The organism is Stenotrophomonas daejeonensis (genome assembly GCF_001431505.1).
GTDB classification, from domain to species: Bacteria; Pseudomonadota; Gammaproteobacteria; order Xanthomonadales; family Xanthomonadaceae; genus Stenotrophomonas; species Stenotrophomonas daejeonensis.
The window spans coordinates 42,028-68,630 of the sequence record NZ_LDJP01000010.1; the positions used below are offsets into that span (position 1 = coordinate 42,028).

25 protein-coding genes are annotated in these 26,603 nt (G+C 70.3%); 19 read left to right on the forward strand and 6 right to left on the reverse strand.

Annotated elements, in window-relative coordinates:
• Positions 1 to 70: 70 nt before the first annotated feature.
• From ABB34_RS01785 to ABB34_RS01835, 11 genes are all read left to right on the forward strand, one after another.
• Positions 71 to 703, forward strand: coding sequence for a ParA family protein (locus ABB34_RS01785; RefSeq protein ID WP_057639522.1), 633 nt, complete (start codon positions 71 to 73; stop codon positions 701 to 703).
• 19 nt (positions 704 to 722) lie between these two features.
• Positions 723 to 1,199 (forward strand): SixA phosphatase family protein, encoded by a 477-nt coding sequence (locus tag ABB34_RS01790; protein ID WP_057639523.1) that lies wholly within the window; start codon positions 723 to 725, stop codon positions 1,197 to 1,199.
• A 4-nt stretch (positions 1,200 to 1,203) separates the two neighbouring features.
• The gene (locus ABB34_RS01795) at positions 1,204 to 1,773 is read left to right on the forward strand and encodes a YceI family protein (RefSeq protein ID WP_057639524.1); all 570 of its coding nucleotides are present in this window, start codon (positions 1,204 to 1,206) and stop codon (positions 1,771 to 1,773) included.
• Positions 1,770 to 3,731 (forward strand): phospholipase D family protein, encoded by a 1,962-nt coding sequence (locus tag ABB34_RS01800; protein WP_057639525.1) that lies wholly within the window; start codon positions 1,770 to 1,772, stop codon positions 3,729 to 3,731. Before ABB34_RS01795 ends, ABB34_RS01800 begins: the two co-directional genes overlap by 4 nt.
• Before the next feature lie 80 nt (positions 3,732 to 3,811).
• Positions 3,812 to 4,024: a hypervirulence associated TUDOR domain-containing protein gene (locus tag ABB34_RS01805; protein ID WP_057639526.1), complete on the forward strand. Its 213-nt coding sequence runs from the start codon at positions 3,812 to 3,814 to the stop codon at positions 4,022 to 4,024.
• Position 4,025: 1 nt separating this feature from the next.
• Entirely contained in the window at positions 4,026 to 4,577 is a 552-nt protein-coding gene (locus tag ABB34_RS01810) for a DUF488 domain-containing protein (protein ID WP_057639527.1), read from the forward strand.
• A 162-nt stretch (positions 4,578 to 4,739) separates the two neighbouring features.
• Positions 4,740 to 5,159, forward strand: a complete 420-nt coding sequence (locus tag ABB34_RS01815; protein WP_057639528.1) for a hotdog fold thioesterase — start codon at positions 4,740 to 4,742, stop codon at positions 5,157 to 5,159.
• Positions 5,160 to 5,233: 74 nt separating this feature from the next.
• Positions 5,234 to 6,025, forward strand: coding sequence for a lysophospholipid acyltransferase family protein (locus ABB34_RS01820; RefSeq protein WP_057639529.1), 792 nt, complete (start codon positions 5,234 to 5,236; stop codon positions 6,023 to 6,025).
• A 57-nt stretch (positions 6,026 to 6,082) separates the two neighbouring features.
• Positions 6,083 to 7,069 (forward strand): YheT family hydrolase, encoded by a 987-nt coding sequence (locus tag ABB34_RS01825; RefSeq protein ID WP_211258142.1) that lies wholly within the window; start codon positions 6,083 to 6,085, stop codon positions 7,067 to 7,069.
• Positions 7,070 to 7,167: 98 nt separating this feature from the next.
• Positions 7,168 to 9,237: a tetratricopeptide repeat protein gene (locus tag ABB34_RS01830; protein WP_057639588.1), complete on the forward strand. Its 2,070-nt coding sequence runs from the start codon at positions 7,168 to 7,170 to the stop codon at positions 9,235 to 9,237.
• Between the two features lie 16 nt (positions 9,238 to 9,253).
• The gene (locus ABB34_RS01835; protein ID WP_057639589.1) at positions 9,254 to 9,886 is read left to right on the forward strand and encodes a YbhB/YbcL family Raf kinase inhibitor-like protein; all 633 of its coding nucleotides are present in this window, start codon (positions 9,254 to 9,256) and stop codon (positions 9,884 to 9,886) included.
• On the opposite strand, the gene ABB34_RS01840 is transcribed toward ABB34_RS01835, so the two are convergent.
• A complete protein-coding gene (locus ABB34_RS01840) occupies positions 9,876 to 11,279 on the reverse strand; it encodes a hypothetical protein (RefSeq protein ID WP_152979472.1) in 1,404 nt (467 codons plus the stop codon). The genes ABB34_RS01835 and ABB34_RS01840 overlap by 11 nt on opposite strands.
• Positions 11,280 to 11,438: 159 nt before the next feature.
• Between ABB34_RS01840 and bioF the strand changes: the two genes are divergently transcribed.
• The 3 genes from bioF to bioC are packed head-to-tail and all read left to right on the forward strand — an operon-like array spanning position 11,439 to position 14,342.
• Complete coding sequence (gene bioF / locus ABB34_RS01845) at positions 11,439 to 12,650, forward strand: 8-amino-7-oxononanoate synthase (protein ID WP_057639531.1); 1,212 nt, start codon at positions 11,439 to 11,441, stop codon at positions 12,648 to 12,650.
• A gap of 10 nt (positions 12,651 to 12,660) precedes the next feature.
• Positions 12,661 to 13,428: a pimeloyl-ACP methyl ester esterase BioH gene (bioH, locus tag ABB34_RS01850; RefSeq protein ID WP_057639532.1), complete on the forward strand. Its 768-nt coding sequence runs from the start codon at positions 12,661 to 12,663 to the stop codon at positions 13,426 to 13,428.
• A 26-nt stretch (positions 13,429 to 13,454) separates the two neighbouring features.
• The gene (gene bioC / locus ABB34_RS01855; RefSeq protein ID WP_057639533.1) at positions 13,455 to 14,342 is read left to right on the forward strand and encodes a malonyl-ACP O-methyltransferase BioC; all 888 of its coding nucleotides are present in this window, start codon (positions 13,455 to 13,457) and stop codon (positions 14,340 to 14,342) included.
• A 74-nt stretch (positions 14,343 to 14,416) separates the two neighbouring features.
• Here the strand turns inward: bioC and ABB34_RS01860 are convergent, their stop codons facing one another.
• The 3 genes from ABB34_RS01860 to ABB34_RS01870 are packed head-to-tail and all read right to left on the reverse strand — an operon-like array spanning position 14,417 to position 16,434.
• Entirely contained in the window at positions 14,417 to 14,845 is a 429-nt protein-coding gene (locus ABB34_RS01860) for a ketosteroid isomerase-related protein (RefSeq protein ID WP_057639534.1), read from the reverse strand.
• 24 nt (positions 14,846 to 14,869) lie between these two features.
• Positions 14,870 to 15,487, reverse strand: coding sequence for a YdcF family protein (locus ABB34_RS01865; RefSeq protein WP_057639535.1), 618 nt, complete (start codon positions 15,485 to 15,487; stop codon positions 14,870 to 14,872).
• Complete coding sequence (locus ABB34_RS01870; protein WP_057639536.1) at positions 15,472 to 16,434, reverse strand: pyridoxal-phosphate dependent enzyme; 963 nt, start codon at positions 16,432 to 16,434, stop codon at positions 15,472 to 15,474. The genes ABB34_RS01865 and ABB34_RS01870 overlap by 16 nt, the downstream gene beginning before the upstream one ends.
• 120 nt (positions 16,435 to 16,554) lie before the next feature.
• On the opposite strand from ABB34_RS01870, the gene ABB34_RS01875 reads away from it, so the two are divergent.
• The gene (locus ABB34_RS01875) at positions 16,555 to 17,094 is read left to right on the forward strand and encodes a hypothetical protein (protein WP_057639537.1); all 540 of its coding nucleotides are present in this window, start codon (positions 16,555 to 16,557) and stop codon (positions 17,092 to 17,094) included.
• Positions 17,095 to 17,594: 500 nt separating this feature from the next.
• Positions 17,595 to 19,484 (forward strand): tRNA uridine-5-carboxymethylaminomethyl(34) synthesis enzyme MnmG, encoded by a 1,890-nt coding sequence (gene mnmG / locus ABB34_RS01880; protein ID WP_057639538.1) that lies wholly within the window; start codon positions 17,595 to 17,597, stop codon positions 19,482 to 19,484.
• A gap of 117 nt (positions 19,485 to 19,601) precedes the next feature.
• On the opposite strand, the gene ABB34_RS01885 is transcribed toward mnmG, so the two are convergent.
• Positions 19,602 to 20,240: a hypothetical protein gene (locus ABB34_RS01885; protein ID WP_057639539.1), complete on the reverse strand. Its 639-nt coding sequence runs from the start codon at positions 20,238 to 20,240 to the stop codon at positions 19,602 to 19,604.
• Between the two features lie 169 nt (positions 20,241 to 20,409).
• On the opposite strand from ABB34_RS01885, the gene ABB34_RS01890 reads away from it, so the two are divergent.
• The 3 genes from ABB34_RS01890 (at position 20,410) to ABB34_RS01900 (ending at position 25,864) form a co-directional block, all read left to right on the forward strand.
• A complete protein-coding gene (locus ABB34_RS01890) occupies positions 20,410 to 24,135 on the forward strand; it encodes an indolepyruvate ferredoxin oxidoreductase family protein (RefSeq protein ID WP_057639540.1) in 3,726 nt (1,241 codons plus the stop codon).
• A 142-nt stretch (positions 24,136 to 24,277) separates the two neighbouring features.
• Positions 24,278 to 24,535 (forward strand): helix-turn-helix domain-containing protein, encoded by a 258-nt coding sequence (locus ABB34_RS01895; RefSeq protein ID WP_057639590.1) that lies wholly within the window; start codon positions 24,278 to 24,280, stop codon positions 24,533 to 24,535.
• A gap of 3 nt (positions 24,536 to 24,538) precedes the next feature.
• On the forward strand, positions 24,539 to 25,864 hold the full coding sequence (locus ABB34_RS01900; protein ID WP_057639541.1) for a type II toxin-antitoxin system HipA family toxin: 1,326 nt from the start codon (positions 24,539 to 24,541) through the stop codon (positions 25,862 to 25,864).
• A 93-nt stretch (positions 25,865 to 25,957) separates the two neighbouring features.
• Here the strand turns inward: ABB34_RS01900 and ABB34_RS01905 are convergent, their stop codons facing one another.
• Positions 25,958 to 26,599, reverse strand: a complete 642-nt coding sequence (locus tag ABB34_RS01905; protein ID WP_057639591.1) for a DUF938 domain-containing protein — start codon at positions 26,597 to 26,599, stop codon at positions 25,958 to 25,960.
• Positions 26,600 to 26,603: the final 4 nt, after the last annotated feature.

Consider the following 26,603-nt stretch of genomic DNA (forward strand, 5'->3'; position numbering starts at 1 on the left):
CCCGGCGACTACCGCGGCCATCGCTTCGCGGTGTACGCTGCCGGCCAGTCCCGCGCAAAACGAGGCGTGCATGAAGACGATCCTGGTGGCCGGTTCCAAGGGCGGTGTCGGCAAGACCACCATCGCCACCCATCTGGCCGCGCATTCGGCGCTGGCCGGGCAGGCGACGGTGATCGCCGATGCCGATCCGCAGGGGTCCAGCACGCGCTGGGCGCAACGCCGCGCCAACCTTGAAAGCGCGGTGCTGCCGGTGGACGTGCACCGCAGGAAGAACTGGGAAAAACTCATTCCCGAGGGCGCCGAGCAGGTGATCGTCGACGCCCCGGCCGGTGCCTACGCCGAGGACCTGGAGCGCTTCATCGACGCGGCCGACGCGATCGTGGTGCCGGTGCTGCCCTCGGCGCTGGACATCGAGGCCATCGTCGGCTTCCTGAACAGCCTGTCGAAGATCAAGCGCGTGCATTCGCGCGCGCTGCCGGTGGGGCTGGTGCTCAACCGCACCCGGCCGTGGACGCAGACCTCGCAGCAGGCGCGGCAGATGCTGGCGCAATGGCCCTACGAAGTGGTCGCGCAGCTGCGCGACAGCCAGAGCTACGTGGTGATGGTCGGGCTGGGCCGCAGCCTGTTCGACTACCACTCGGCGATGGTCCGCGAGCACCAGCAGGACTGGGCGCCGCTGCTGCACTGGTTGAACAAGGCCTGACCCGGAGTGATGCCCCGCCATGCGTGAACTGATCCTGCTGCGACATGCCCATGCCGAACCGGCCGACAATGGCCTGGCCGACATCGACCGCCCGCTTTCCCCGCACGGCCTGGCCGAGGCCGAGGCGGCCGGGCGCTGGCTGCTGGAACAACGGCTGGTGCCCGACCGGGTGCTGTGCTCGCCGGCGCGGCGCACCCGCGAAACGCTGGAGGCGGTGCTGGCGCTGACCGGCTACGTCGAGCAGCGGCTGGACCCGCGCATCTACGACGCCACCCCCGGCGCGCTGGCGGCGCTGGTGGACGAGCACCGCGAGGTCGAGCGCCTGTTGCTGGTCGGCCACAACCCCGGCCTGGAGCAGCTGGTGGCGCTGATGCACAGCGGCCAGTCCGGCGACTACCGCGGCATGCCGCCGTCGGCGGTGGCGGTGCTGGCGCTGCCGAAGGAGGCGACCATCGAGCCGGGTGTGGCCCGGTTGGCGGCATTCTGGTGGCCCTGAGCCCATGCCGGCGGTACGCGGCGCCCTGCTTGCCCTGCTGCTGGCGGTAACCGGCGCTGCGTCGGCGACGCAGCCGCTGCCCTTCGACACCACCCACTCGCGCTTCGGCTTCGAGATCCGCACCCGCTTCGGGCAGCGCATCGAGGGCGAGTTCCCGCACTTCGAGGGCTGGCTGACGATACTGCCCGACGGCCGCCACCAGGTGCGCCTGCGCATGTATTCCCGCTACGTCGAGATCCCCGGCAAGCCGCGCTACACCAGCTGGATGCGCGGCGAGGATTTCTTCGACGCCGCCCATTACCCGCTGGTCGAGTTCGAATCCGAGCCGTTCGAGCCGGACATCGTCAACCAGGGCGGCGACGTGCAGGGGCAGCTGTCGATCCGCGGCATCAGCCGGCGCGAGACGCTGCACGTGGGCGAACCCGAGTGCGCCCGGCCCGGCTATGATTGCGACCTCGTCAGCCGGGGTACCGTCTTGCGCGGCCGTTACGGCATGGACAACTGGCAGTTCGCCCTGAGTGACCGAGTGACCTTCATCCTGCGTACGCGCCTGTCCGGCGCGCCCCAACCGTGAACCTGCCCTTGCGCCTGCTGCTGCTGGCAGCCGCCGTGCTGGCCGGCGGCTGCGCCTCGCTGTCGCCGCAGCAGCGCGAGCGCGCCGAGGGCATCGCCGTGGCCGCGCGCTCGACCGTGGTGGACTGCGGGCGCCCGGACCGCTGCGCGCTGGATTCGCCGCTGCGCGCGCTGGGCGGGCAGGCGATGGCCGAAACCGCCGCCGCCGGCGCGCCGCGCCATTACGCCACCCTGCTCGACGAAGGCGAGCTGTCGCTGGTGGCGCGGCTGAACCTGATCCGCAGCGCCACCCGCGGCATCGACCTGCAGACCTACATCTTCGACACCGACGACAGCGCGCGCATGGTCATCGACGCGCTGCTCGACGCCGCCCGCCGCGGGGTGAAGGTGCGGGTGCTGATCGACCAACTCTCGGCCATTTCCAACCTGCAGATGCTCGGCGCGCTGGCCGGCGCCCACGCCAATTTCGAGCTGCGCATCTACAACCCCACCTTCGGCAAAGCCGTGCCGAACTACTTCGACTACGCCGGCAGCGTGCTGTGCTGCTTCCGCCGCTTCAACCAGCGCATGCACAACAAGCTGCTGGTGATCGACGACGTCATCGGCGTGGTCGGCGGACGCAACTACCAGGACGACTATTACGACTGGGACGCCGAGTACAACTTCCGCGACCGCGACGTGGTGGTGGCCGGCCCCGAGGTGCGGGAGATGGCGGCCAACTTCGACGCGTTCTGGAATGCGCGCCGCAGCGTGCCGGCCGAGCGCCTGAACGACGTCGGCCGCAGCCTGTTGCGGCAGGGCGTGCCGCCGTTGCCGGACCCGGCGTTCCTGCGCCCGGAGCGCATCGCCCGGGTGGATGCCGAGGCCGACGATGCGGCGTTCGTCGCCAGCCGCTTCGTGGACACCGCGCTGCCGGTGCGCGCGGTGAGCTACGTCGCCGACCTGCCGCGCAAGCACCGCCGCGAGCGCGCCGGGCAGCCACCGCCGCCGCACCTCACCGAACCGCGGCTCGACGCGCTGATCGCCGGCGCGCAGTCCGAGGTGCTGCTGCAGACCCCCTACCTGGTGCTGTCGCGGCCGGCGCGGCGCCTGTTCGAGGACCTGCGCGAGCGCGAGCTGCCGCCGCGCGTGGTGGTATCCACCAACAGCCTGGCCGCCACCGACAACCCCATCGTCTATGCGATGGCCTACAAGTACAAACGCCGCAACCTGCGCGAGCTGGGCTTCGACATCCACGAATACAAGCCGTTCCCGCAGGACGCGCCGGTGGACTACGCCAACCTGCTGCCGCCACCGCCGGGCACGGCGGCGCCGCCGTCGGGCCGCAACCCGTTGCTGGGCGCCAGCGCCGCCGGCAGCAACGCCCGCGGCAGCGCCCGCCCGCCGGCCGGCAACGAGATCGAGCGCGAGGTGCTGCGTACCGAGACCCGGCCCTCGTTCCTCGGCAGCAAGGCGGTCAACCGCCCGCTGCCGGTGACGCGCGAGGGCGCGCGCATGGGCCTGCACGCCAAGTCGCTGGTGGTGGACCGCCGCATCGGCGTGGTCGGCACCCACAACTTCGACCCGCGCAGCGAGAACTACAACACCGAAGGCGCGGTGATCATCGACGACCCGGCCTTCGCCGAAGCGCTGGCGCAGAGCATCCTGCGCGACACCCGCCCGGAAAACGCCTGGGTGGTGGCGCCACGGCAGAAGCCGCCGGTCCTGTCGGGCCTGAACTACAGCCTCGGCAAGGCCTCCGAGGCGCTGCCGGTGCTGGATTTCTGGCCGTGGCGCTACGCCACCAACTACGAGTTCCGCCCCGGCCCCGACTGCCCGGCGCCGCTGCCGCGCCAATCCCCGGACTTCCACCGCTGCTACGTGGCGGTGGGCGATTTCCCGGAAGTGGCGGTCGGCCCGAAATGGCTGCTGGTGCGGATGCTGACCGCCTTCGGCGCCGGGCTGGTGCCGATCCTGTAGATGCCGCCGGCGCGGCATGCACGGCGCGTGGACGGCGGCCGCGCTGCAATGGCCGCACCGTCCGCAACCGGAGACCCGCCATGCCCCACGCCTTCAAGGTCGGCGACCACGTCCGCTGGAATTCCGAGGCCGGCCACGTCAGCGGCCACATCACCAAGGTCCACACCCGCGACACCGAGTACAAAGGGCATATGCGCCGCTGCAGCCCGGACGACCCGCAGTACGAGATCCGCAGCGACCGCACCGAGCACGTCGCCATGCACCGCGGCGCGGTACTGGAAAAGATCGGCTGAGATGGGCGACGCCGCCACCCTCTGGACCATCGGCCATTCCACCCGCGGCTGGGAGGAGTTCCTCGCCCTGCTGGCGACGCAGCGCATCGAGGCGATCGCCGACGTGCGCCGCTTCCCCGGCTCGCGCCGCTACCCGTGGTTCGCCAGCGAAACGATGGCCGCGAACCTGCCGGCCGCCGGCATCGACTACCTGTGGCTGCCGCAATTGGGCGGCCGCCGCCGCGTGCAGCCGGGCTCGCCGAACGGCGGCTGGCGCAACGCCTCGTTCCAGGGCTATGCCGACCACCTGTACAGCGCCGAGTTCGCCGAAGGCCTGGAGCAGCTGCTGCAGCTGGCCGTCCGCCGCCGCACCGCAGTGATGTGCGCCGAAGCGGTGTGGTGGCGCTGTCACCGCCGCCTGATCGCCGACGTGCTGACCGAACGCGGCATCCCGGTCCTGCACATCCTCGATGCCGGCCACGTGCAGCCGCATGCGCTGACCGGAAACGCGCGGATGGTCGATGGCCGGCTCGTCTACCCGCCCGAACAGCAGGATCTGTTTGCTGCAACGTGATTACCCCGGGAGCAGCTGCCCCTGTAGAGCGGGGCTTGCCCCGCTGAGGCCTTCCCGGCGGAGCTTCAGCGGGGCAAGCCCCGCTCTACAAGAGAACCGCACACACTGAACCAACCGGCCGGCAGCTATAAACTGCCGCTTTCTCCAGCATCCATTCCACACATGGCCTTCCGCGCCCCGGTCTCCCTCGAAGCACTCAACCGCCTCAGCCAAGGCACCCTGATCGAACACCTCGGCATCGTCTTCACCGGCGCCGGCGACGACTGGCTGCAGGCCACCATGCCGGTGGACCCGCGCACCCGCCAGCCCTACGGCCTGCTGCACGGCGGCGCCTCGGTGGTGCTGGCCGAAACCCTCGGCAGCAGCGCCGGCAACCTGTGCGTGGACACCACCACCCACATCTGCGTCGGGCTGGAGATCAACGCCAATCACCTGCGCGCGACCCGTACCGGCACCGTCACCGGCACCGCCCGCGCCGTGCACGTCGGCCGCACCACCCAGGTCTGGGACATCCGCATCGAGAACGAGGCTGGCAAGCCAGTCTGCGTCTCGCGGCTGACGCTGGCGGTGGTGCCGGCCTGACACTGTATGGCGCCGTGCGGAAACGCTTCTCATCCAGCTGGCGGAAGCCGGACCGCATCCGGTATCGTGCGCGGATGACTTCCCCCCGTCCCGCCCGCCAGGGCCGCGTGGCGCGTGCCTTCCGCTACCTGTACCGCGTGCCGCTGCTGCTGGTCCACGTCCTCGTGTTCCTGCCGTTGATCCTGCTGCTGATGGCACCGCCGTTCGGCCGCCTCGGCGCGGCGGCCGACCCGCTGGAACACAAGGTCGTGCGCTGGTGGTCGGGCGGGCTGATGTGGATCTTCGGCTTCCGCCTGCAGCGCCGCGGCCAGCCGCTGCCGGGGGCGGTGCTGTTCGTCGCCAACCACGTCGGCTGGGTCGACATCAGCATGATCCACAGCCAGAAGATGGTCGGCTTCGTCGCCAAGCGCGAGATCGCCAGCTGGCCGCTGGTCGGCTGGGTGGCCAGCCGCGGCCACACCATCTACCACCAGCGCGGCAACACCGAGTCGCTGGACGGGGTGATGGGGGAAATGGCCAAGCGCCTGCGCGAAGGCCGGCCGGTGGCGGTGTTCCCGGAAGGCCGCACCCGTGGCGGCCACGAGGTCGGCCCGTTCCACGCACGCATCTTCCAGGCCGCGGTGGAAACCGGGGTGCCGGTGCAGCCGGTGGCGCTGCGCTACGGCGTGCGCGGCGACGCGCAGACGATGGTGGCGTTCGCGCCGGGCGAAAGCTTCGCCGGCAACTTCCTGCGCCTGCTCGGTGAGCCGGCGCGCCGCGCCGAGGTGCACTTCCTCGCCCCCATCGGCAGCCACGATGGCGAAGGCCGCCGCCACATCGCCGAAACCGCGCGCGCGCGCATCGTGGCGGTGATGGAGGGCGCGTGAGGCGATGGCGGTGGTCCGCGCCATTTCCCGCACGCATCGCCCGGCATGGCCGCCATGCTGAGCGCCGCCCAGTACCGACCGCCGCGCTGGCTGCGCAACCCGCACCTGCAGTCGATGCTGGCCTCCAGCAGCGTGCGCCTGCGCCGCGGCCAGCGGCTGCTGGCCGGCAGCGGCGCAACCACCCGTGAACTGATCCTCGGCGGCGGCGGCGACGTGCGCCTGCAGGCCTGGCACAGCCACGTGCCGGGCACCGCCCCGGTCGGGCTGGCGCTGCTGCTGCACGGCTGGGAGGGCAGCGCCGAATCCAGCTACATGCGCATGGCCGCCGCGCGCCTGCTCGGGCAGGGCTTTGACGTGGTGCGGCTGAACTTCCGCGACCACGGCAACACCCACCACCTCAACCCCGGCATCTTCCACTCCTGCCGCATCGGCGAGGTGGTGCATGCCGCCGCCGACGTGGCCAGCCGCTTCCCCGGCCTGCCGATGGTCGCCGCCGGCTACTCGCTGGGCGGCAACTTCGTGCTGCGCCTGGCCCTGCACGCGCCGGACGCCGGCGTGCCACTGCACCACGTCGCCTCGGTCTGTCCGGTGCTGGACCCGGCGGTGACGATGGAGAGCATCGAGCGCGGCCCGGCGATGTACGACTGGTATTTCCGCCGCAAGTGGACCGGCTCGCTGCGGCGCAAGCGCGCGCTGTTCCCGGAGCTGGCCGACTGCGACGACGACGTGCTGAAGCTGGACATCCGCGCGCTGACCGGCTGGCTGGTGAACCGGCATACCGACTTCGCCAGCCTGCAGGACTATTTCGACGGCTACTCCATCGCCGGCCAGCGGCTGGCCGGGCTGCGGGTGCCGGCCAGCATCCTGATGGCGCAGGACGACCCGGTGATCCCGTTCGCCACCTTCGAGCATTGGCAGCTGCCGGCGCACGCGCAACTGGAAACCGCGCGCTGGGGCGGGCACTGCGGCTTCCTCGAGAACCTGCGCGGCGACGGCTTTTCCGAACGCTGGGTGGCGCAGCGGCTGGCCGCGGCCATCGCGTAGGGGCGGGGCCTGCCCCGCCCGTGCACATCGCCGCCGAGGACATGCGGAGCAAGCTCCGCATCTACAATGCGTGTTTTGCGCCCTCACGCCGGACCATCATGCAAGACACCCTCATCCAAGCCCTGCGCCGCAACGCCACCGACGAGGCCGTGGCCACCGCCCGGCAGTGGGTCACCGCCGAACCGCAGCAGCCGCAGGCCCACCGCTGGCTGGCGCTGGCACTGCAACAGCATGGCGACGTCGACGCCGCGCAGGCCAGCCTGGAACAGGCACTGGCACTGGCGCCGGACGATGCCGCCCTGCACCTGCAGCACGCCGGCCTGCTGCTGGCGCAGCGCCAGCTCGACGCCGCCGGTGCCGCGCTGGACCGCACCACCGCGCTCAACCCCAACGAATTTTCCGCCTACCTGATGCAGGCGCACCTGGCGCTGGCGCGCGAGGACATCGACGAGGCCGAGCGCCTCGGCCGCCTCGCCGCGCGGGTGCAGCCGGACAGCCCCGAGCTGGGCACGGTCGAAGGCATGGTCGCGCTGCGCCGCGGCGACGTGGACCGCGCGCTGGCGGTGCTGTCGGCCGCCAGCCAGCGCCTGCCCGACGACCCGCGCGTGCTCTACGCGCTGGGCTTGGCCTATCTCGGCAAGGGCATGCTGGCCTTCGCCGAGCAGGCGTTCCGCCGCGTCCTCGAACTGAACCCGGCCAACCACGCCCTGCACGGCCTGCTGGTGCAGCTGGCGCTGCGCCAGGGCCATACCGACCGGGCCGCCGAGGCCATGCGCCAGGTGCTGGCCACGCCACAGGGCGACAACCCCGGCATGCACCGGCTGGCCGGCGAACTGGAACTGGCCTCGGGCCAGCCGCTGCAGGCACTGGAACACCTGCGCCCGCTGCTCGCGCAGCTGCCCGGCGACCGCGCCACCCTGCAACTGCTGCTGCTCGCGTGGCAGCGACTGGGCCGCGACGAGGAAGCGCGCAGCGAGCTGGACGCCGCCCTTGCCAACCACCCGCAACTGCACGACCTGTGGCTGTCGCGGCTGGCGGTAGCCGCGGTCGGCAGCGACGAAGCAGTGGACGTGGTCGAACGCTGGCTGGCGGCGATGCCCGAACACATCCCGGCGCTGGAAGCGCGCATGCGCCTGCACGACATGAAGGACGAAGCCGACGACGCCGAAACCGTGGCCAAGCACATCGTCGCGCTGGAACCGGGCCGCGCCAGCGGCGAGCAGCGCATCGTCGAAGCCCTGCTGGCACGCGACCCGGCCGCCGCCATCGCCCACGTGCAGGTCCTGCTCGACAACGCCCCCGCCGCCGCGAAGCCGGCATTGCGCGGCTGGCTGGGCGCGGTGCAGGACCGCGCCGGCGAACCGGCGGCGGCGCTGGCCACCTGGCTGCAGCAGCATGCCGACCAGGCCCCCGTGCGGCTGCCGCTGCCGCCGCAGGCCAAGGCCCCGGGCGAATGGCCGGCGCTGGGCGAAGTGGCGCAGGACAACCCGGTGCGGCCGATGTTCGTCTGGGGTGCCCCCGGCTCCGGCGTCGAGCGCGTGGTCAGGGCGATGGCCGCGGCCAGCCCGGTGCTGCGCGGCGACCGCTTCGGCCCCACCCCGCCGGACGACGCCTTCCAGAATTTCAACACCCTGCAGCGCCTGTCCGACGGCAGCCTCGATGCCGCCCAGCTCGTGCAACAGTGGCGCGACGGCCTGCCGGCGCGCGGCATCGCCGACGGCAACGTCATCGACTGGCTGCTGTGGTGGGACAACGCCCTGCTGTGGGCGCTGCGCCCGCAGCTGCCGGAAGGCCGGCTGGTGGTGGCGCTGCGCGACCCGCGCGACATGCTGGTGGAATGGCTGGCGCTGGGCGCCCCGGCGCCGCTGGCGCTGGCCTCGGCCGACGAAGCCGCGCGCTGGCTGGCGCGCGCGCTGGAACAGGTGGCCGACCTGCACGAACAGGACCTTTACCCGCTGCTGATCCTGCACACCGACGCCGCGGCCAACGACCCGGCGGCAATGGCCGCGCTGCTGGAACAGGCCTTCGGCCTGCGCTTCCCGGTGGCGCGCAGCCTTGGCCCGACCACCATCGCGGCCGGCCACTGGCGCCGTTTCGCGCAGGTGCTGGCCGCCGAATTCGCCAAGCTGACCCCGGTCGCGGTGCGGCTGGGCTACCCCGAGGCCTGACCCGCAGGAGGACATGATGAAACTGAGCAGCCAGAGTTTCGGCAACGGCCAGCCGATCCCGGCCGAATTCGCCGCCGGCGGCAGCGACGGCTTCGCCGGCAACCGCAACCCGCAGCTGGCGTGGAGCGAGGTGCCCGAAGGCACCCGCTCGTTCGCGCTGGTCTGCGTGGACCCGGACGCACCGACCGTGCCGGAGCTGGTCGGCCGCGACGACGTGAGCATCCCGCTCGACCAGCCGCGCGGCCACTTCATCCACTGGGTGATGGTGGACATCCCCGCGGCACTGCGCGAACTGGCCGCGGGCAGCTGCAGCGACGGCTTCAGCGCGCGCGGCAAGCAGCCGCCACCCGGCCCGGCCGGCGCCCGCCAGGGTTTGAACGACTACACCGGCTGGTTCGCCGCCGACCCGGACCTGTCCGGCAGCTACCGCGGCTACGACGGCCCGTACCCGCCGTTCAACGACGAGCGCGTGCACCGCTACTTCTTCCGCCTGTACGCGCTGGACGTCGAACGGCTGCCGCTGGAAGGCGACTTCACCGCCGCCGACGCCCACCGCGCCATGCACGGCCACGTGCTGGCCGAAGCAGCGATCCACGGCAGCTACACGCTGAACCCCGCGCTGGGCGACGGTTCCTCCGTCACGGCTTGACCGAAGGCGGCCGCCAATGCCAGCGGCCGGTTTCGTCGATCACCAGGCAGTGCCGCGCGCTGGCGGGGCATCGCGTTGCCACCCGGATATCGCCGGGGGCAATGCCAAGGCGCCACGCAAGCCCCGCTTGCCCCAGGGCGTAGAAGCGGTGTTCGTCGCGTATGGCGACGTGCATCGGCGCCGGCACCGGCTGGCGTTCGAGGTCCTGCAGCAACGATTCGGCCCAGCGTGCGCGGCCGATCAGGCCGGGATGGTCCAGCCGGCGGCTGCCCTCCACCGCGATCCACGAAGAAAGTGCGATCAGGGCGGCGACCACGAGCACCTGCGCATCGTCGGCGACGCAACGCGCCAGCGCGATCACCGGGAAGACGGCGGCGATGGCAGCGTAATAGGCGTAACTGTTCCACGAGAACAGGAAGTACGGCCCATAGGCGAGCCCGGCGAACACGGCCACTGCAACCCACTGCCGGCGCAGCAACCGCGACCGGCCACGCCACGACGCGATGCCCCAGGCAGCCAGCATGGGCAGCGCGGTGGCGGCAATCCAGGCCAGGGCCTGCATCCGGTCGCCGGTGAGCACCATGCGCAGCGCTTCGCGCGGCACGTTCGACATCCAGGCCACGAAGGAAAGCGTGTTGCGGACGAGATTGCCGCCCACGGTCAGCTCGTAGGCCGTGTCGGCATCGGTGGTGAAACGTGCGCGCAGGACGAGCCATGCGGCCACCACGCCGACACAGGCCAGCCACGCCACGAGCGCGCCTCGACCAGGCCGGCCCGCACCGACGAACCACGCCACGACCAGCATCAACCCCGGCGTCAGCGCCGCCGATTCCTTGCTCAGCAGGCCCAGTGCCAGCAGGACCGGCGTCGATGCCAGCAACAGGGCGCGGCGTACCGGCGCCGCGTCGCGGGCACTTGCCCAGGCGGCCAGCAGCAAGGTGGTGAACAGCGCCAGCATGGCGTTGTTGGCGGCGGCGGCCCAATGCAGGGGCAGCAGGTGCATTGCCAGTGCGGCGTACACGATGCCGGCGATGGCCGCGATGCGACCGGCATGCGGCCAGCGGCAGGCACGCGCCAGGCGGAACCCGAACAGCGCCACGCCCAGGCTGGCGGCCATGTGCAGGACCAGGCTCACCACGTGCGCGGAATGGGCGTTGCCGCCCAGTACCGCCTCGACCCAGCGCCAGTAGCCTTCCTGCGACAACGGCCGCCAGAACAGCAGCGGCGAGGTCGGCCAGAAATCCGACCACCACGGCATGCCCGCGGCATTGGTCGCGCGGGCAGCCAGCAGGAAGACGTAGTCGTCGCCCCAGAATGGCGTCTTCAACGCCGGCAGCCACATCACCAGCGCGGATACGGCCAGCAGGGCCACCGCCCCCCAGGGAAGAAGCATGCTGTTTCTCGCGTGGTGGTTCATGGCTGGCAGGCACGGGTCCGGGAGGCGCGGCATCGTACCAGCCGGGGATGGTCCCTCCACCGGAAACCCCGCCCCGCAAGCGGTTCCGCCTGCAACCGGTTAACCTAACGGGCCGTCCACCCCGCCACCGACGTCATGGCCCGTCCCGACCTCCACGACCGCATCCAGAACCAGCGCCGCCTGCGCGAGGCGCAGGGACGCGTGCGCGTGCGCCGCACCGTGGGCCGCCGCGACGGCGTGCGCGTGGAAGTCGACGGCAAATGGCTGGCCGGGTTCTGCAGCAACGACTACCTGGGCCTGTCGCAGCAGTTCGAGGTGACCGCCGCGCTGCAGGACGCCGCCTCGCGCGAAGGCGCCGGCGGCACCGCCTCGCACCTGGTCTGCGGCCACCATGCGCTGCACGAACAACTGGAGCGGGAAATGGCCGACTGGCTCGGCTACCCGCGCGCGCTGCTGTTCGACAGCGGCTTCATGGCCAACCTCGCCGTGCAGCAGGCGCTGCTGTCCGAGGACAACGACGTCTGCGTGCAGGACCGGCTCAACCACGCCAGCCTGCTCGACGCCACCCGGCTGGCCGGCTGCCGCCTGCGCCGCTACCCGCACCTGGACAGCGAGGGCGCGATGCGCCAGCTGAAGAACGCCGCCGACGGCGCGGCCATGCTCGCCACCGACGGCGTGTTCAGCATGGACGGCGACATCGCCCCGCTGCGCTCGCTGTCGCTGGTGGCGCGCATGCAGCAGGCGCTGTTCTACGTCGACGACGCCCACGGCGTCGGCGTGGTCGGCGAACACGGCCGCGGCAGCGTCGCCGACGCCGGGCTGGGCGTGAACGAAGTACCGCTGCAGCTGGCCACGCTGGGCAAGGCGCTGGGCAGCCACGGCGCGGTGGTGCTGGGCGAGGAAAACCTGATCCGGCACCTGGCCGAGACCGCGCGCCCCTACATCTACACCACCGCGCTGCCGCCGGCACAGGCCGCGGCCTCGCTGGCGGCGGTGAAGCTGGCGCGCCGCGACCACTGGCGCCGCGACAAGCTCACCGAGCTGGTCGCCGTCTTCCGCGAGCGCGCGCGCCACCACGGGCTGGAACTGATGCCCTCGTCCACCCCGATCCAGCCGCTGCTGTGCAGCGACGACGCGACGGCGGTGGCGCTGGCCACCGCGCTGGAGCAATCCGGCTACCTGGTCGGCGCGATCCGCCCGCCCACCGTGCCCGAAGGCAAGTCGCGGCTGCGCATCACCCTGTCGGCGCTGCACGGCGCCGAGCAGGTCCGGGCGCTGGTCGACGCCATCGCCCGTGCGCGCGACCTGCTGGCCTACGAGCAATCGCTCAACACCGCCAACGCCTGAGCGGAACGCCATGCACATCCACGTCACCGGCCGTGGCCCGGCACTGGTCCTGATCCACGGCTGGGCGCTGCACGGCGGCATCTTCGCGCCGCTGGTCGAACGACTGTCGCCGCGGTTCCAACTGCACGTCGTCGACCTGCCCGGCCACGGTTTCAGCCGCGACGACTCCACCCCGCTGCGCCTGCCGTACCTGGTCAACGCCATCGCCGCGGCCACGCCGCCGGCGGTGTGGTGCGGCTGGTCGCTGGGCGGGCTGGTGGCACTGCACGCGGCGGCGACGCTGCCGCAGGTGCGCGGACTGGCGATGCTGGCCGCCACGCCGCGCTTCGTCCGCGACGACAGCTGGCCCGACGCGGTCGAGCGCAGCGTGTTCGAGCAGTTCGGCCACGACCTGGAACAGGACTACCGTGGCACGCTGGAACGCTTCCTCGCGCTCGACGTGATGGGCTCGCAGCACGCGCGCAGCGAACTGCGGGCGCTGCGCGACGCCCTGGTCGAGCGCGGCGAGCCGGCCCCGCGCGCCCTGCACGAAGGCCTGTCCCTGCTGGAGCGCGGCGACCTGCGCGGCGCACTGCCCACCCTGCGCAAGCCGGGCCTGTGGATCGGCGGCCAGCGCGACCGGCTGGTGCCGGCCAGGGCCATGCACACCGCCGCCGCACTGGCACCGGCCGACCTGCACGTCGCGCACACCATCGACGGCGGTGGCCATGCGCCCTTCCTCGGCCATGCCGACCACGTGGCCGACCTGCTGCGCACCTTCGTCGACCGCTGCTCCTGAATCCCGCTCCACGCCGCCAGACCGCCATGCCCTCCCTGTTCGACCGCAAGCACGTCCGCCGCGCGTTCTCGCGCTCCGCCGCCAGCTACCACGCCGCCGCCGCGCTGCAGCAGGAAGTGGCCAGGCGCCTGCTGGAATCGCTGGACTACCTGGACGACAAGCAGCCGCAGGTGGTGCTCGACGTCGGCAGCGGCCCGGCGCATGCCAGCGCGACGATGAAGAAACGCTGGCCGAAGGCGCAGGTGATCGCGCTCGACCTCGCCCTGCCGATGCTGGCCGAAGCCAAGAAGCAGGCCGGCTGGTGGCGGCCGTTCTCACGCCTGTGCGCCGACGCGCGCGCGCTGCCGCTGGCCGACAACAGCGTCGACCTGATCCACAGCAACCTGTGCCTGCAATGGGTGGAAGACCTGCCGGCGGTGTTCGCCGGGTTCCGCCGCGTGCTCAAGCCCGGCGGCCTGCTGCTGTGCTCCACCTTCGGCCCGGACACGCTGATGGAGCTGCGCGAAGCCTTCGCGCAGGCCGACGACCGCGCGCACGTCAGCCACTTCGCGGCCATCGCCCAGTTCGGCGACGCGCTGATGATGGCCGGCTTCCGCGACCCGGTGCTGGACCGCGACCTGTTCACCCTCACCTACGACGACCTGCCGGCGCTGATGCGCGAGCTGAAGGCGCTGGGCGCCACCAACGCGATGAACGAGCGCCGCCGCACCCTCACCGGCCGCGGCCGCCTCGCCGCCGCGAGCCGCGCCTACGACGCCATGCGCCGGCCCGACGGCAAGTTGCCGAGCAGCTGGGAAGTCATCTACGCCCACGCCTGGGCGCCGGAACCGGGCGCCCCGATCCGCGAGCACGGCCACGACGTCGCCGCGGTGCCGGTGTCGGCGATCCCGATCCGCCGCAAGAACCCCTCGTAGGCGCGCACCTTGGTGCGCGAGAGGCTTTCCCAGCAATGCCCCCTCGCGCACCAAGGTGCGCGCCTACGGGCAGCTCAGCCGCCGACCTGCGCAATCCAGTCCTGCAGGTTGTAGTAGTTGCTGACCCGCGCGATCGCGCCGTCGCGGACCTCGAAGAACGCGCCGCCGGGCAGCACGTAGCGCTGGCCATTGGCCGGCGGCAGCCCCTCGTCGGTGTGGTGGTACTGGCCATGCACCACGTATTCGGCGGCCACCCGCGTGCCGTCGTCGCTGGCCATCACCACCACGTCGTGCAACTGCTCGCGGTAGCTGGCCTGCATGCGCCGCAGGAACGCGGCGAACGCCTCGCGGCCGGTTTCGCGCTCGCCCTGGTTCAGGTCGTGCGCGACGTCGTGGGAAAGGCAGCGCAGCATCCCGTCCCAATCACCGTGGTTGAAGGCGGCGTAGTAGTCGTCGACGAGGGCGGCGGCCCGTTGCCGGGCGGAGGAAGCGTCGTGGTTCATGCGGTTTTCCAGAGGTGGCGCGGCTCAGGCACCGCGGACGAACAGGTCGCGGTGGAAGAAGTAGATTTCCTGCGCGAGGAAGCGCCAGCTGGTGTGGAAGCTGCGGAAGCGCGTGCTCGGCGTGGAGCTGGCCAGCGCGTCGATGCCCAGCTCGTCGGACAGGCGCAGCGCGCGCGCCATGTGCAGCGGGTCGCTGACCAGGATTACCCGGTGCATGCCGTGCGCCTCCATCAGCCGCTTGGCCTCGATCAGGTTCTGGCGGGTGGTGCGCGAGCGGCTTTCGATCAGGATGTCCCGCGCGGGGACGTCCTGTTTCAGCGCATAACGGCGCGCCACCTGCGCTTCGGAGAAGCGCGCGCCGGCGCCGCCGAAGCCGCCGGTGAAGATCAGTTTGGGCGCATAACCCTGCCGGTAAAGGTCCAGGCCGTGGCGGATGCGCTCTTCGAACACCGGCGACGGCTTGGCGTCGTAGGCGGCGGCGCCGAGCACGATGATCGCGTCGGCCGGCGCGGCCTGGTCGCGGTCGCCCACCCAGATGATCCATGCCGCCACGCCCAGCAGCCACAGCAGCAGCAGCACGAGCAGCCGCCACAGCCAGCCGAGCATGCCGCGGGGACGCCTGCGGCTCATGCGCCGGCCCACGGCAGCACGTCCAAATCGACGTTGCCGCCGGACAGGACCACGCCCACGTTGCGCCCGGCGAAGCGCTGCGGCTGCGCGAGGATGGCCGCCAGCACCGTCGCCGACGATGGTTCCACCACCTGCTTGAGCACCTGCCACAGCAGCCGCATCGCCGCCACGGTGGCGGCATCGTCCACGGTGACGACCGTGGCGGCGCCATCGAGCAGCGCGAAGTTGGGCACGCCCAGCGCCGCGCGCAGGCCGTCGCACACCGTATCCGGCACGAACTCCACCTGCCGCGCATGCGCGGCCAGCGAGCGCGCGGCGTCGGCCGCACCGGCCGGCTCGGCCAGCACCAGTTCGCACCCCGGCTGCACCTGCCGCAGCGCCAGCAGCGTGCCCGCCGCCAGCCCGCCGCCGCCGACCGGCGCCACCACCACGTCCAGCGGCGTGCCGGCCTGTTGCAGCAGCTCCAGCGTCGCCGTGCCCTGCCCGGCGATCACCGCGGCATCGGCATAGGGATGGACCAGCGCCGCCCCGCTTTCCGCCTGCACCCGCGCACACTCGGCCTCGCGCGCGGCCTGGGTCGGCGCGCAGCGCCACAGCGTGGCGCCGTGGCGGGCGATGTTGGCCAGCTTGGCCGCCACCGCACCCTCGGGCACCACCACGTGGCAGGGGATGCCGCGCGAACGCGCCGCCAGCGCCAGCGCCGCGCCGTGGTTGCCGGAGGAATGGGTGACCACGCCGCGCGCGGCGCGCGCCTCGTCCAGCAGCCACACCGCGTTGCAGGCGCCGCGGAACTTGAAGGCGCCGCCGCGCTGCAGGTGTTCGGCCTTGAAATGCAGGCGGGCGCCGGCCAGCGCGTCCAGTTCGCGCGAACGCAGCACCGGGGTGACCGTGGCGTGGGGTGCGATGCGGGCGGCAGCGGCCAGTACGTCGGCCGTGCCTGGCAAGATGAGTTCAGGCATGGGGAAAGGTTAACGTAGGCCCGCCATGTCGGACCATCGCACCGCGGCCGCGGGAAAGTTAAGGGCCGATTCAACGCACGGGCCGGAAGCTGCCCACATACCTTGATTGGGGGGATCTCCATGAAAACACGCCTGATCCTTTCGGCCGGCCTGCTGCTGGGTCTGTCCGGCTGCGCCACCTACGATTACGTCGGCGGCGGCTCCGGCGGTTATTACCATGGTTCCCCGCAGGTGCAGCGCACCTATCCCTACGGCTATCCGTATGGCGCCTACGGCTACGGAGCCTACGGCTATGGCGGCTATTACGGTGGTTATGGCAGCTACGGGTACCCGTACCCGGTCTACCGTCCGCCGCATCGCCCGCCCCACAATGGGCATCGTCCGCCGCCGCAGGGCAACGGCCATGTCCCACCGCGCCCCGGCAACGGGCAACCGCCGCACCCGCCGCCGGCCAACGGCAGCGGCAAGGCGCCGTGGCGCGACCTGGACCGGCTGCAGCGGCCGCAGCCGCGCCCGGGCAAGACCGAGTCGCGGCCGGTACGGCGGCCGGTGCCGCAGGCGATGGCCCCGGCGCGCCCGGTGGTGCCGCAGCGCGCGGCACCCGAGCGACGGCCGTCACAAACCCGCAGCAGCCGCAACGTGCGCCAAGTGGAGCCTTGAAACACTTGCATTTGCGGAAAATACAGGCATCCTCTGCAGGACCCGGTGACCGATCACGTCATCAACTGACGCGGATCGGCATCACCTGAAACTTTCCATGTCGATGTCCGTCGGGAAATCTGGATCCCCCCTGTTCCGGCCCTGCCGGACATCGGCGCCTACGAAGAACGAAGCCCCGGCCAAGCCGGGGCTTCGTTCTTTCCGCAGTGCGGGCAACACCGCCGGTGGCAATGGCTCCCCGCGGTTTCCGCAAAGAAAAGGCCGACGAGTCCTGCGACCGTCGGCCCATGCTTCCCCGTTGTGCGCGTCGGCCGGCCCCTGTTCCAATTCCAGCCGCATGCGCTCGCAGCGCATTGCCACAGCGGGTGCAAGGTAGTTAGCTGCACATGACGTGCCAACTTTAGGGCGCGATTGCCGATGGCGGTAAAATCACCACGCCGTCATCACCGCGCATCGCACGCCCGTGACGACGGATTTCACACTTTCGATTCCCCACGCCCATGAACGACTCCTTCCATCGCCACGACGTCATCGTCATCGGCGGCGGCCACGCCGGTACCGAGGCCGCGCTGGCCGCGGCACGCGCCGGCGCGCGCACCCTGCTGCTGACCCACAACGTCGAGACCATCGGCGCGATGAGCTGCAACCCGGCCATCGGCGGCATCGGCAAGGGCCACTTGGTCAAGGAGATCGACGCGCTGGGCGGGGCGATGGCGCACGCCGCCGACCTGGCCGGCATCCAGTGGCGCACGCTCAACGCCAGCAAGGGCCCGGCGGTGCGCGCCACCCGCTGCCAGGCCGACCGCAACCTGTACCGCATGGCGATCCGCCGCATCGTCGAGGCGCAGCCGAACCTCACCGTGTTCCAGGCGGCGGTCGATGACCTGCTGATCGAGGGCGATGCGGTGCGCGGCGTCGTCACCCAGACCGGGCTGAGCTTCCACGCCCCGGCCGTGGTGCTGACCGCCGGCACCTTCCTCGCCGGCAAGATCCACATCGGCCAGACCCAGTACACCGCAGGGCGCATGGGCGACCCGCCGGCGACCACGCTGGCCGCGCGCCTGCGCGAGCGCCCGTTCGCGATCGACCGGCTCAAGACCGGCACGCCGCCGCGCATCGACGGCCGCTCGCTGGACTATTCGGTGATGGAGGAACAGCCCGGCGACGATCCGCTGCCGGTGATGTCCTTCATCGGCGACGTGGCCGAGCACCCGCGCCAGGTGAGCTGCTGGATCACCCACACCAGCGAACGTACCCACGAGGTGATCCGCAACGCGCTGCACCGTTCGCCGCTGTATTCCGGGCAGATCGAGGGCATTGGCCCGCGCTACTGCCCGTCGATCGAGGACAAGGTGGTGCGCTTCGCCGAGAAGGCCAGCCACCAGATCTTCGTCGAACCCGAAGGGCTGGACGTGGTGGAGATCTACCCCAACGGCATCTCCACCTCACTGCCGTTCGACGTGCAGCTGGAGCTGGTGCGCAGCATCCACGGCTTCGAGCACGCGCACATCACCCGCCCCGGCTACGCCATCGAATACGACTTCTTCGACCCGCGCGGGCTGAAGGCCACGCTGGAAACCCGGCAGGTCGCCGGCCTGTTCTTCGCCGGCCAGATCAACGGCACCACCGGCTACGAGGAAGCCGGCGCACAGGGGCTGCTGGCCGGCCTCAACGCCGCGCGCCTCGTGCAGGGCAGGGACGGCTGGTGCCCGCGCCGCGACGAGGCCTACATCGGCGTGCTGGTCGACGACCTGATCACCCACGGCACCAACGAGCCGTACCGCATGTTCACCAGCCGCGCCGAGTACCGGCTGCAGCTGCGCGAGGACAATGCCGACGCACGCCTGACCCCGGTCGGCCGTGAGATGGGGTTGGTCGATGACCGCCGCTGGGACGCGTTCTCGCGCAAGCAGGCCGCCGTGGCCGTCGAAACCGAACGCCTGCGCGGCCTGTGGGCGACGCCGGCCAACGCGCTCGGCCGCGAGGTACAGGAAGCCACCGGCGTGGCCGTAAGCCGCGAAACCAACGTGCTCGACCTGATCAAGCGCCCGGAACTGGATTACGCCAGGCTGATGCAGGTGCCCTCGCTCGGCCCCGGCGTGGACGATGCGAAAGTCGCCGAGCAGGTGGAAATCGGCATCAAATACGCCGGCTACCTCGGCCGCCAGCGCGAGGAAATCGAACGCCAGCAGCGCCACGAAAACACGGCGATCGCCGAAGGCTTCGACTTCGCCGCCGTGCGCGGCCTGTCCGCCGAGGTACTGCAGAAGCTCGAACGCGCGCGCCCGCAGACCATCGGCCAGGCCCAGCGCATCCCCGGCATGACCCCGGCGGCCATCTCGCTATTGCTGGTGCATCTGGAACGCGCGCGGCGCGGCAAGGTGGCCTGAGCCACGGCCTGCGTTCACTGCGGCGGCAGCCGGTACAGGCGATTTTCCATTCTGGATTGGATTCCCGTGGAACCCCGAATGCCGACGTGTCGCCTCACGCGCGGCACGCCATGCGGATCACGGCCAGGCCGGTGGGTTGGCCGCCCACGCCTGCTGCACTTCCGCCAGCGTGGCGCGCTCTTCGTCCTTCCATTCCGGCAGCAGCTGCGGGAAGCGCGCGGCATCGTTCCATTGCTGCGGCTCGGTACGCGCCGCCGCGGCATACCAGGCGATGGCTTCATCGCGGCGGCCCAGTTTCCACAGCGCCAATGCCAGCGTCGGCGGCACCCAGCCGGCGTTGCCGCGCACGCCCTCGGCGGCGATGCCCCAGTGCGCGAGGGCGGCCTGGGCGTCACCGCTGCGGTACAGGTCCCAGCCCTGGTTCCAGTGGATGCTGCGCGCCTGGATGGAGTTGGCCGATACCGACGACAGTGCCTCGCCGTAGAGCTGGGTGCCCAGTTCGGCGCGGCCTTCCGCATAGGCGATTCCGGCCAGCTGCACGGTGGCGTCGGCGCCCTTGCGGCCGCGTTCGCGCAGTTTCATCAGCTGGTCGACCAGCCCGTCCTGCTCCGGCGGCAAGGCCTGGACCGGCTTGGCGGCCATGTCCTCGTCGAAATAGAACTCGGCGATCTTCGGCAGGTTCTGCGCCTGCGCCGACGACAAGAACAGGCTCGCCAGCAGCGCCAGACCGGCAGCCACGGACTTCGTTGTACCCATACCCCACTTCCCCATCATTGAAGTTGTTGCCAAGCCAGCGATCCTAACGGTTCGGCGCACGGACCGCGACTTTGCCGGAATATCGCCGAAATCCGCACTGTTACAATCGCCAGCCGCGCGCCGCCCCGGTGCGGCTGCGGATGCCAGCCGTTCCTGCTTTGGGCCAGCCATGACCAGTACCGCCGAACTCACCTCGCCCGCCTCCGCCAACGATCCGTTGCTCGGGGTGCGCGACCGCGACTACACGCTGGAGCACAAGTACACCCGCATCGACGGCCGCATCTACCTGAGCGGGGTGCAGGCGCTGGTGCGGCTGCCGCTGATGCAGCAGCAGCGCGACCTCGCCGCCGGGCTGGATACCGCCGGTTTCGTCAGTGGCTACCGCGGCAGCCCGCTGGGCGGTTTCGACCTGGAGCTGTGGCGCGCGCGCAAGCATCTGGACGCGGCGAAGGTGAAGTTCGTGCCCGGCCTCAACGAGGACCTGGGCGCGACGATGGTATGGGGCACGCAGCAGGCCAACCTGTTCCCCGGCGCCAACGTCGATGGCGTGTTCGGCATGTGGTACGGCAAGGGCCCGGGCGTGGACCGCTGCGGCGACGTGTTCAAGCACGCCAACGCCGCCGGCACCTCGAAGCACGGTGGCGTGCTGGCGCTGGCCGCCGACGACCATGCCTGCCGCAGCTCGACGCTGCCGCATGGCAGCGAGGAGGAGTTCGTCAGCGCGATGATGCCGGTGCTGAACCCGGCCGGCGTGCAGGACATCCTCGACATGGGCCTGGTGGGTTGGGCGATGAGCCGCTACACCGGGCGCTGGATCGGCTTCAAGACGATTGCCGAGACGGTGGAATCCTCGGCCTCGGTGGATGTGAATCCGTTCGCGCGGCAGATCATCCTGCCGGAGGATTTCGAGATGCCGGCCGCCGGGCTCAACATCCGCTGGCCGGACCCGCCGCTGGAGCAGGAAATGCGCCTGCACCGCTATGCGGTGAAGGCCGCGCAGGCCTTCGCCCGGGCCAACGGCATCGACAAGGTGGTGATGGATTCGCCGCGCGCGCGGCTGGGCATCGTCACCACCGGCAAGAGCTACCTGGACGTGCTGCAGGCGCTGGAGTACCTGGGCCTGGACGAGAAGGCCTGCGCCGAGATCGGCATCCGCGTCTACAAGGTCGGCATGACCTGGCCGCTGGAACCGCAGGGCATCGGCGCCTTCGCGCGCGGACTGGAAGACATCGTCGTGGTGGAGGAGAAGAAGGCCTTCATCGAGCGGCAGATGAAGGAGTATTTCTACAACTGGCCGGCCACCTGGGGCGCGCGCCCGTCCATCGTCGGCAAGTACGACGAGCAGGGCGCGTGGATCCTGCCTTCGACCGGCGAACTGACCCCGGCCACCATCGCAGGCGTGATCGGCCGCCGCGTCCAGCGCCTGCTTCAATCCAGCTCGATCAATACCGAGTCGATCGAACAGCGCCTGCGCTGGATGGACGAGAAGGAAGCCGAGATGGCCCTGCCGCGCGCGCAGTTCCCGCGCGTGCCGCACTACTGCTCCGGCTGCCCGCACAACACCTCGACCAAGGTGCCGGAAGGTTCGCGGGCGATGGCCGGCATCGGCTGCCATTACATGGTGACGTGGATGGACCGCGACACCGACACCTTCACCCACATGGGCGGCGAAGGCGTCACCTGGGCCGGGCAGGCCGCATTCACCGACACCGAGCACGTGTTCCAGAACCTCGGCGACGGCACCTATTTCCACAGCGGTTCGCTGGCGATCCGCCAGGCCATCGCCGCCGGCGTCAACATCACCTACAAGATCCTCTACAACGACGCGGTGGCGATGACCGGCGGCCAACCCGTCGATGGCACGCTGACCGTGCCGCAGATCGCGCACCAGATGCGTTCGGAAGGCGTGCACACCATCGTGCTGCTGTCCGACGACGTGACCAAGTGGAAGCGGCGGCGCCACGAATTCCCGGGCGAGGTCGAGTTCCACGACCGCGCCGAACTGGATGCCGTGCAGCAGAAGCTGCGCAAGGTGAAGGGCACCAGCATCCTCATCTACGAACAAACCTGCGCCACCGAAAAGCGCCGCCGCCGCAAGCGCGGCAAGCTGGTCGACCCACCCAAGCGCACGATGATCAACTCGTTGGTCTGCGAAGGTTGCGGCGATTGCGGCGAAAAGAGCTTCTGCGTGTCGGTGCTGCCGAAGGAAACCGAGTTCGGGCGCAAGCGCGAGATCGACCAGTCCAACTGCAACAAGGATTTCACCTGTACCACCGGCTTCTGCCCGAGCTTCGTCACCGTGCATGGCGGCCAGCTGCGCAAGGACAAGAAGAGCGGTGCGGCCAGCCTGCTCGACAACCTGCCCGACCCGGCGTTCCGCAGCGATTTGTCGCAACCGTGGAATATTTTGATCACCGGCGTCGGCGGCACCGGCGTGGTCACCATCGGCGCGCTGCTCGGCATGGCCGGGCATCTGGAAGGCAAGGGTGCGACCGTGCTCGACCAAACCGGGCTGGCGCAGAAGGGCGGCGCGGTCACCACGCACATCCGCATCGCCAACACCCCGGCCGACATCCACGCCGTGCGCATCGCCGCCGGCGAGGCCGACCTGGTGCTGGGCTGCGACATGGTGGTGGTCAACGACTACTGGGCGCTGTCCAAGGTGCGCGGCGAGCGCTCGCAGGTGGTGCTCAACACCTACGAGGCGATGCCCGGCACCTTCACCACCCGCCCGGACATGCAGTTCCCGGCTGCCGACATCATCGCCGGGGTGAAGGTGGCGCTGGGCGGGCGCGACCCGATCCTGCTCGATGCCACCCAGCTCGCCACCGCGCTGCTCGGCGACGCGCTGGCCACCAACCTGTTCATCCTCGGCTTCGCATGGCAGCAGGGCCTGGTGCCGCTGTCGCTGGAAGCGCTGATGCGCGCCATCGAACTCAACGGCGCGGCCATCGAAATGAACCAGCGCGCGTTCGCGTGGGGCCGGTTGACCGCCATCGACCCGCAGGCCGTGCAGCAGGCCGCCGGGCTGGTGCGCAACGCGCCCACCGAGGCCGAGCGCACGCCCGGTGCGTTGCAGGAACTGCCGCCGGGCGACTGGGAAGGCAGCGAGGCCGGCGCGCCGTCGGCACCGCGCAATCCGGGCAACGAGCCGGAAGTGCGCGGCCTGCCTTCCAACGACGCACGACCGGGCGACGTCACCTTCGCCACGCTGGACGACGCGCGCCTGTCGCGCTCGCTGGACGAACTGATCGCCCGCCGCAGCGCCTTCCTGATCGACTACCAGGACGCCGCCTACGCCACCCGCTACCGCCAATTGGTGGATGCCGTGCGCAAGGCCGAGCAGCACGTCGCACCGGGCAGCACCGCGCTGACCGAGGCGGTGGCGCGCTACTTCTTCAAGCTGATGGCCTACAAGGACGAGTACGAAGTGGCCCGCCTCTACACCAGCGGCGATTTCCTCAGGCAGGTGCAGCAGAAGTTCGACGGCGACTACCAGGTGCGCTTCCACCTCGCACCGCCGCTGTTTGCCAAGCGCGACGAACACGGGCAGTTGCAGAAGAAGGAATACGGCCCGTGGATGTTCAAGGCCTTCGGCCTGCTGGCGAAGCTGAAGTTCCTGCGCGGCGGCCGCTTCGACGTGTTCGGCTACACCGCCGAGCGCCGTGGCGAGCGCCAGCTGATCGCCGACTACGAAAAGACCGTGCAGGAACTGTTGGCCACGCTCGACGCCAACCGGCTGCCGCTGGCGGCGGAGATCGCCAGCATCCCCGAGCACATCCGCGGCTACGGCCACGTCAAGGAACGGCACCTGCACGAGGCCAAGGCACGCGAGGCAGCGTTGCTGGCGACGTGGCGCAACCCGAGGGCGCTGCATATCGTGCAGGCGGCTTGAAACACCAGAAATAGCAACCCATACATTGCATTTCGCAAATGCAATGTATGGGTTGCATCTTGGAATTGAAACCTATCGGTTGCATTTGCCATCGGCAAGGCATACGTTGCCAAGTCACTGCCGGGGTACCGATATGGAACGCATGACATCCACCGCATTTACCATCCGCACAGCCCGGCAACTGGGTCCACTGATGCGTGCCTTCCGCAAGCAGGCCGGGCTCAGTCAGGCCCAACTGGCCGAGCGCCTCGGTATTTCCCGCCAAGCCATCACCGCCCTGGAGCGCGCGCCGGAGTCCGCCACCTTCGAGCGGTTGATGCGGGTATGGGCCGAACTGGGGCTGGCCGTCTCCCTGCAACCGGACCTGCGCGTCGCCTCTCCGCCAGCGCTGGAGTGGTAAGCCATGCCCGAACTGCGGGTCTGGATGAATGGTGTGGAAGTCGCCATCTGGCAGGACGAACCGCGCGCCGGTTCGCGCTTGACCTACCTCCCCACATGGCTGGAATCCCCGTTGCCGCGCCCCCTGTCGCTGTCGCTGCCACTGTTGCCGGCCGGCGAAAGCCACCGCGGCCAAGCCGTCGCCGATTACTTCGACAACCTGTTGCCCGACAACGGCGCCATCCGCAACCGCATCCGTGACCGTTTCGGCACGCGCTCCACCGGCACCTTCGATCTGCTGCAGGCCATCGGCCGCGATTGCGTTGGCGCGGTGCAGTTGCTTCCGCCCGGCTACGCCCCTGACGATCTCCACGAAATCCGCTGCCGACCGCTGAGCGATGCACAGGTCGGTGGGCTGCTGCGCAACGTCACCACGACCGCACTGCCGGGGCAGCGCACGCGCGGCGAAGACGAGTTCCGCATTTCCATCGCCGGCGCGCAGGAAAAAACCGGCCTGCTGCGGCACCACGGGCAGTGGTGCATTCCCACCGGCAGCACGCCCAGCACCCACATCTTCAAACTGCCGCTGGGACTGGTCGGCAACATGCGCGCCGACATGCAGTCGTCGGTCGAAAACGAATGGCTGTGCTTGCAGCTGCTGGCCGCGTTCGATATTCCCGTCGCCAACACCTCGATCGGCCAATTCGGCGACCAGCGTGCGTTGATCGTGGAACGCTTCGATCGCCGGCTGGCCCGCAACGGCCACTGGTGGCTGCGGCTGCCGCAGGAGGACATGTGCCAGGTCTTCGGCCTGCCCTCGTCACGCAAATACGAAAGCGATGGCGGCCCCGGCATCGTGCAGATCATGGAACTGCTGCGGCAATCGGAGCAGCCGGAAGACCGCGCGATCTTCTTCAAGACCCAGTTGCTGTTCTGGATGCTCGCGGCCACCGACGGACACGCCAAGAACTTCAGCATCCACATCGAAGCGGCCGGCCGCTTCCGGCTGACGCCGATCTACGACGTGCTTTCGGTCCATCCGATCCTCGGCCGCAGCCCGGGCCAGCTTTACCCGCACAATGCGGCACTGGCGATGGCGGTTGCCGGCAAGAAGCGCCATCGCAAGCTCGTGCAGATCCGCCGCCGCCATTGGAACGAAACCGCACGCGCCTGCGGCATTGCCGAAGGCGCCGAACCGTGGATCGCACAATTGCTGGAGCAGGTGGAACCGGCCATCGCCACGGTACGCGCACGCTTGCCGCCCGGCTTCCCCGATTCGGTGGCTACGCCCATTTTCAATGGCCTGCAAACGTCGGCCGAACGATTGGCGGCAATGCCTGCCGACACCTGAACTTCGGTGCCGCGGCGAAAATCCCGCCAAGCGGGGTTCAGCTGCACCTTGAGCTCGGAGAGTACTGGCCATCCTTGCCCAACTGTCCCGGTATCAGGAATGCATGCGCTGCCACACCAGCGTGCGGTTGTTGGCCGGCATCGCCACGTCCTCGCGCAGCGCCAGCCCCTGCATGCGGGCCAGCGTATCCACCGCCTCGAAATCGCGGATGCCCGAACGCGGGTCGCGCGCCTTCAACCAGCCATCGAACGCGCGGTTGCTGTCGCTGCTGAAATCGCCGCCGTAATTGAACGGCCCATAGGCAATGAACAGGGCGCCCGGCGCCATCAGCGACGACAGCCCGGCGAATAGCGCCTGCACGCTGTCCCAGCCCATGATGTGCAGGGTATTGGCGGTGAACACCGCATCGAAGCCGGCCATGCCATCGGCCTGCGGCAAGGCCGGCAACGGCTGCAGGCCAGGCACCGTGGCGGGTACGGCCTGCAGCTCCAGCGGCGGCGGCGTGTTCGGCAGCGCGGCTTCGTCCAGCCAGCGGCCGATGCCGGGCAGGTTGTCGCGGTGATCGCTGGCCTGCCAGCGCAGCCACGGCATCGCCGCGGCGAAATGCACCGCATGCTGGCCGGTACCGCTGCCGATCTCCAGCACGTCGCGGGCAGTGCCGAGGTGCCGCTGCAGCACTGTCAGGATCGGCTCGCGGTTGCGGTCGCAGGATTCGGCGTAGGGTTTTCCGGTCATCGCG

Bases quoted from the DNA above. Each gene is read 5' to 3' on its own strand.
- ABB34_RS01820 (WP_057639529.1), top strand. From the start codon at position 5,234: ATGACTTCCCCCCGTCCCGCCCGCCAGGGCCGCGTGGCGCGTGCCTTC.
- ABB34_RS01905 (WP_057639591.1), bottom strand. From the start codon at position 26,599: ATGACCGGAAAACCCTACGCCGAATCCTGCGACCGCAACCGCGAGCCG.
- ABB34_RS01810 (WP_057639527.1), top strand. From the start codon at position 4,026: ATGGGCGACGCCGCCACCCTCTGGACCATCGGCCATTCCACCCGCGGC.
- ABB34_RS01795 (WP_057639524.1), top strand. From the start codon at position 1,204: ATGCCGGCGGTACGCGGCGCCCTGCTTGCCCTGCTGCTGGCGGTAACC.
- ABB34_RS01835 (WP_057639589.1), top strand. From the start codon at position 9,254: ATGAAACTGAGCAGCCAGAGTTTCGGCAACGGCCAGCCGATCCCGGCC.
- ABB34_RS01875 (WP_057639537.1), top strand. From the start codon at position 16,555: ATGAAAACACGCCTGATCCTTTCGGCCGGCCTGCTGCTGGGTCTGTCC.
- ABB34_RS01895 (WP_057639590.1), top strand. From the start codon at position 24,278: ATGACATCCACCGCATTTACCATCCGCACAGCCCGGCAACTGGGTCCA.
- ABB34_RS01830 (WP_057639588.1), top strand. From the start codon at position 7,168: ATGCAAGACACCCTCATCCAAGCCCTGCGCCGCAACGCCACCGACGAG.
- bioH (WP_057639532.1), top strand. From the start codon at position 12,661: ATGCACATCCACGTCACCGGCCGTGGCCCGGCACTGGTCCTGATCCAC.
- ABB34_RS01785 (WP_057639522.1), top strand. From the start codon at position 71: ATGAAGACGATCCTGGTGGCCGGTTCCAAGGGCGGTGTCGGCAAGACC.
- ABB34_RS01805 (WP_057639526.1), top strand. From the start codon at position 3,812: ATGCCCCACGCCTTCAAGGTCGGCGACCACGTCCGCTGGAATTCCGAG.
- bioC (WP_057639533.1), top strand. From the start codon at position 13,455: ATGCCCTCCCTGTTCGACCGCAAGCACGTCCGCCGCGCGTTCTCGCGC.
- ABB34_RS01815 (WP_057639528.1), top strand. From the start codon at position 4,740: ATGGCCTTCCGCGCCCCGGTCTCCCTCGAAGCACTCAACCGCCTCAGC.
- ABB34_RS01790 (WP_057639523.1), top strand. From the start codon at position 723: ATGCGTGAACTGATCCTGCTGCGACATGCCCATGCCGAACCGGCCGAC.
- bioF (WP_057639531.1), top strand. From the start codon at position 11,439: ATGGCCCGTCCCGACCTCCACGACCGCATCCAGAACCAGCGCCGCCTG.
- ABB34_RS01900 (WP_057639541.1), top strand. From the start codon at position 24,539: ATGCCCGAACTGCGGGTCTGGATGAATGGTGTGGAAGTCGCCATCTGG.
- ABB34_RS01860 (WP_057639534.1), bottom strand. From the start codon at position 14,845: ATGAACCACGACGCTTCCTCCGCCCGGCAACGGGCCGCCGCCCTCGTC.
- mnmG (WP_057639538.1), top strand. From the start codon at position 17,595: ATGAACGACTCCTTCCATCGCCACGACGTCATCGTCATCGGCGGCGGC.
- ABB34_RS01890 (WP_057639540.1), top strand. From the start codon at position 20,410: ATGACCAGTACCGCCGAACTCACCTCGCCCGCCTCCGCCAACGATCCG.
- ABB34_RS01840 (WP_152979472.1), bottom strand. From the start codon at position 11,279: ATGCTTCTTCCCTGGGGGGCGGTGGCCCTGCTGGCCGTATCCGCGCTG.
- ABB34_RS01870 (WP_057639536.1), bottom strand. From the start codon at position 16,434: ATGCCTGAACTCATCTTGCCAGGCACGGCCGACGTACTGGCCGCTGCC.
- ABB34_RS01885 (WP_057639539.1), bottom strand. From the start codon at position 20,240: ATGGGTACAACGAAGTCCGTGGCTGCCGGTCTGGCGCTGCTGGCGAGC.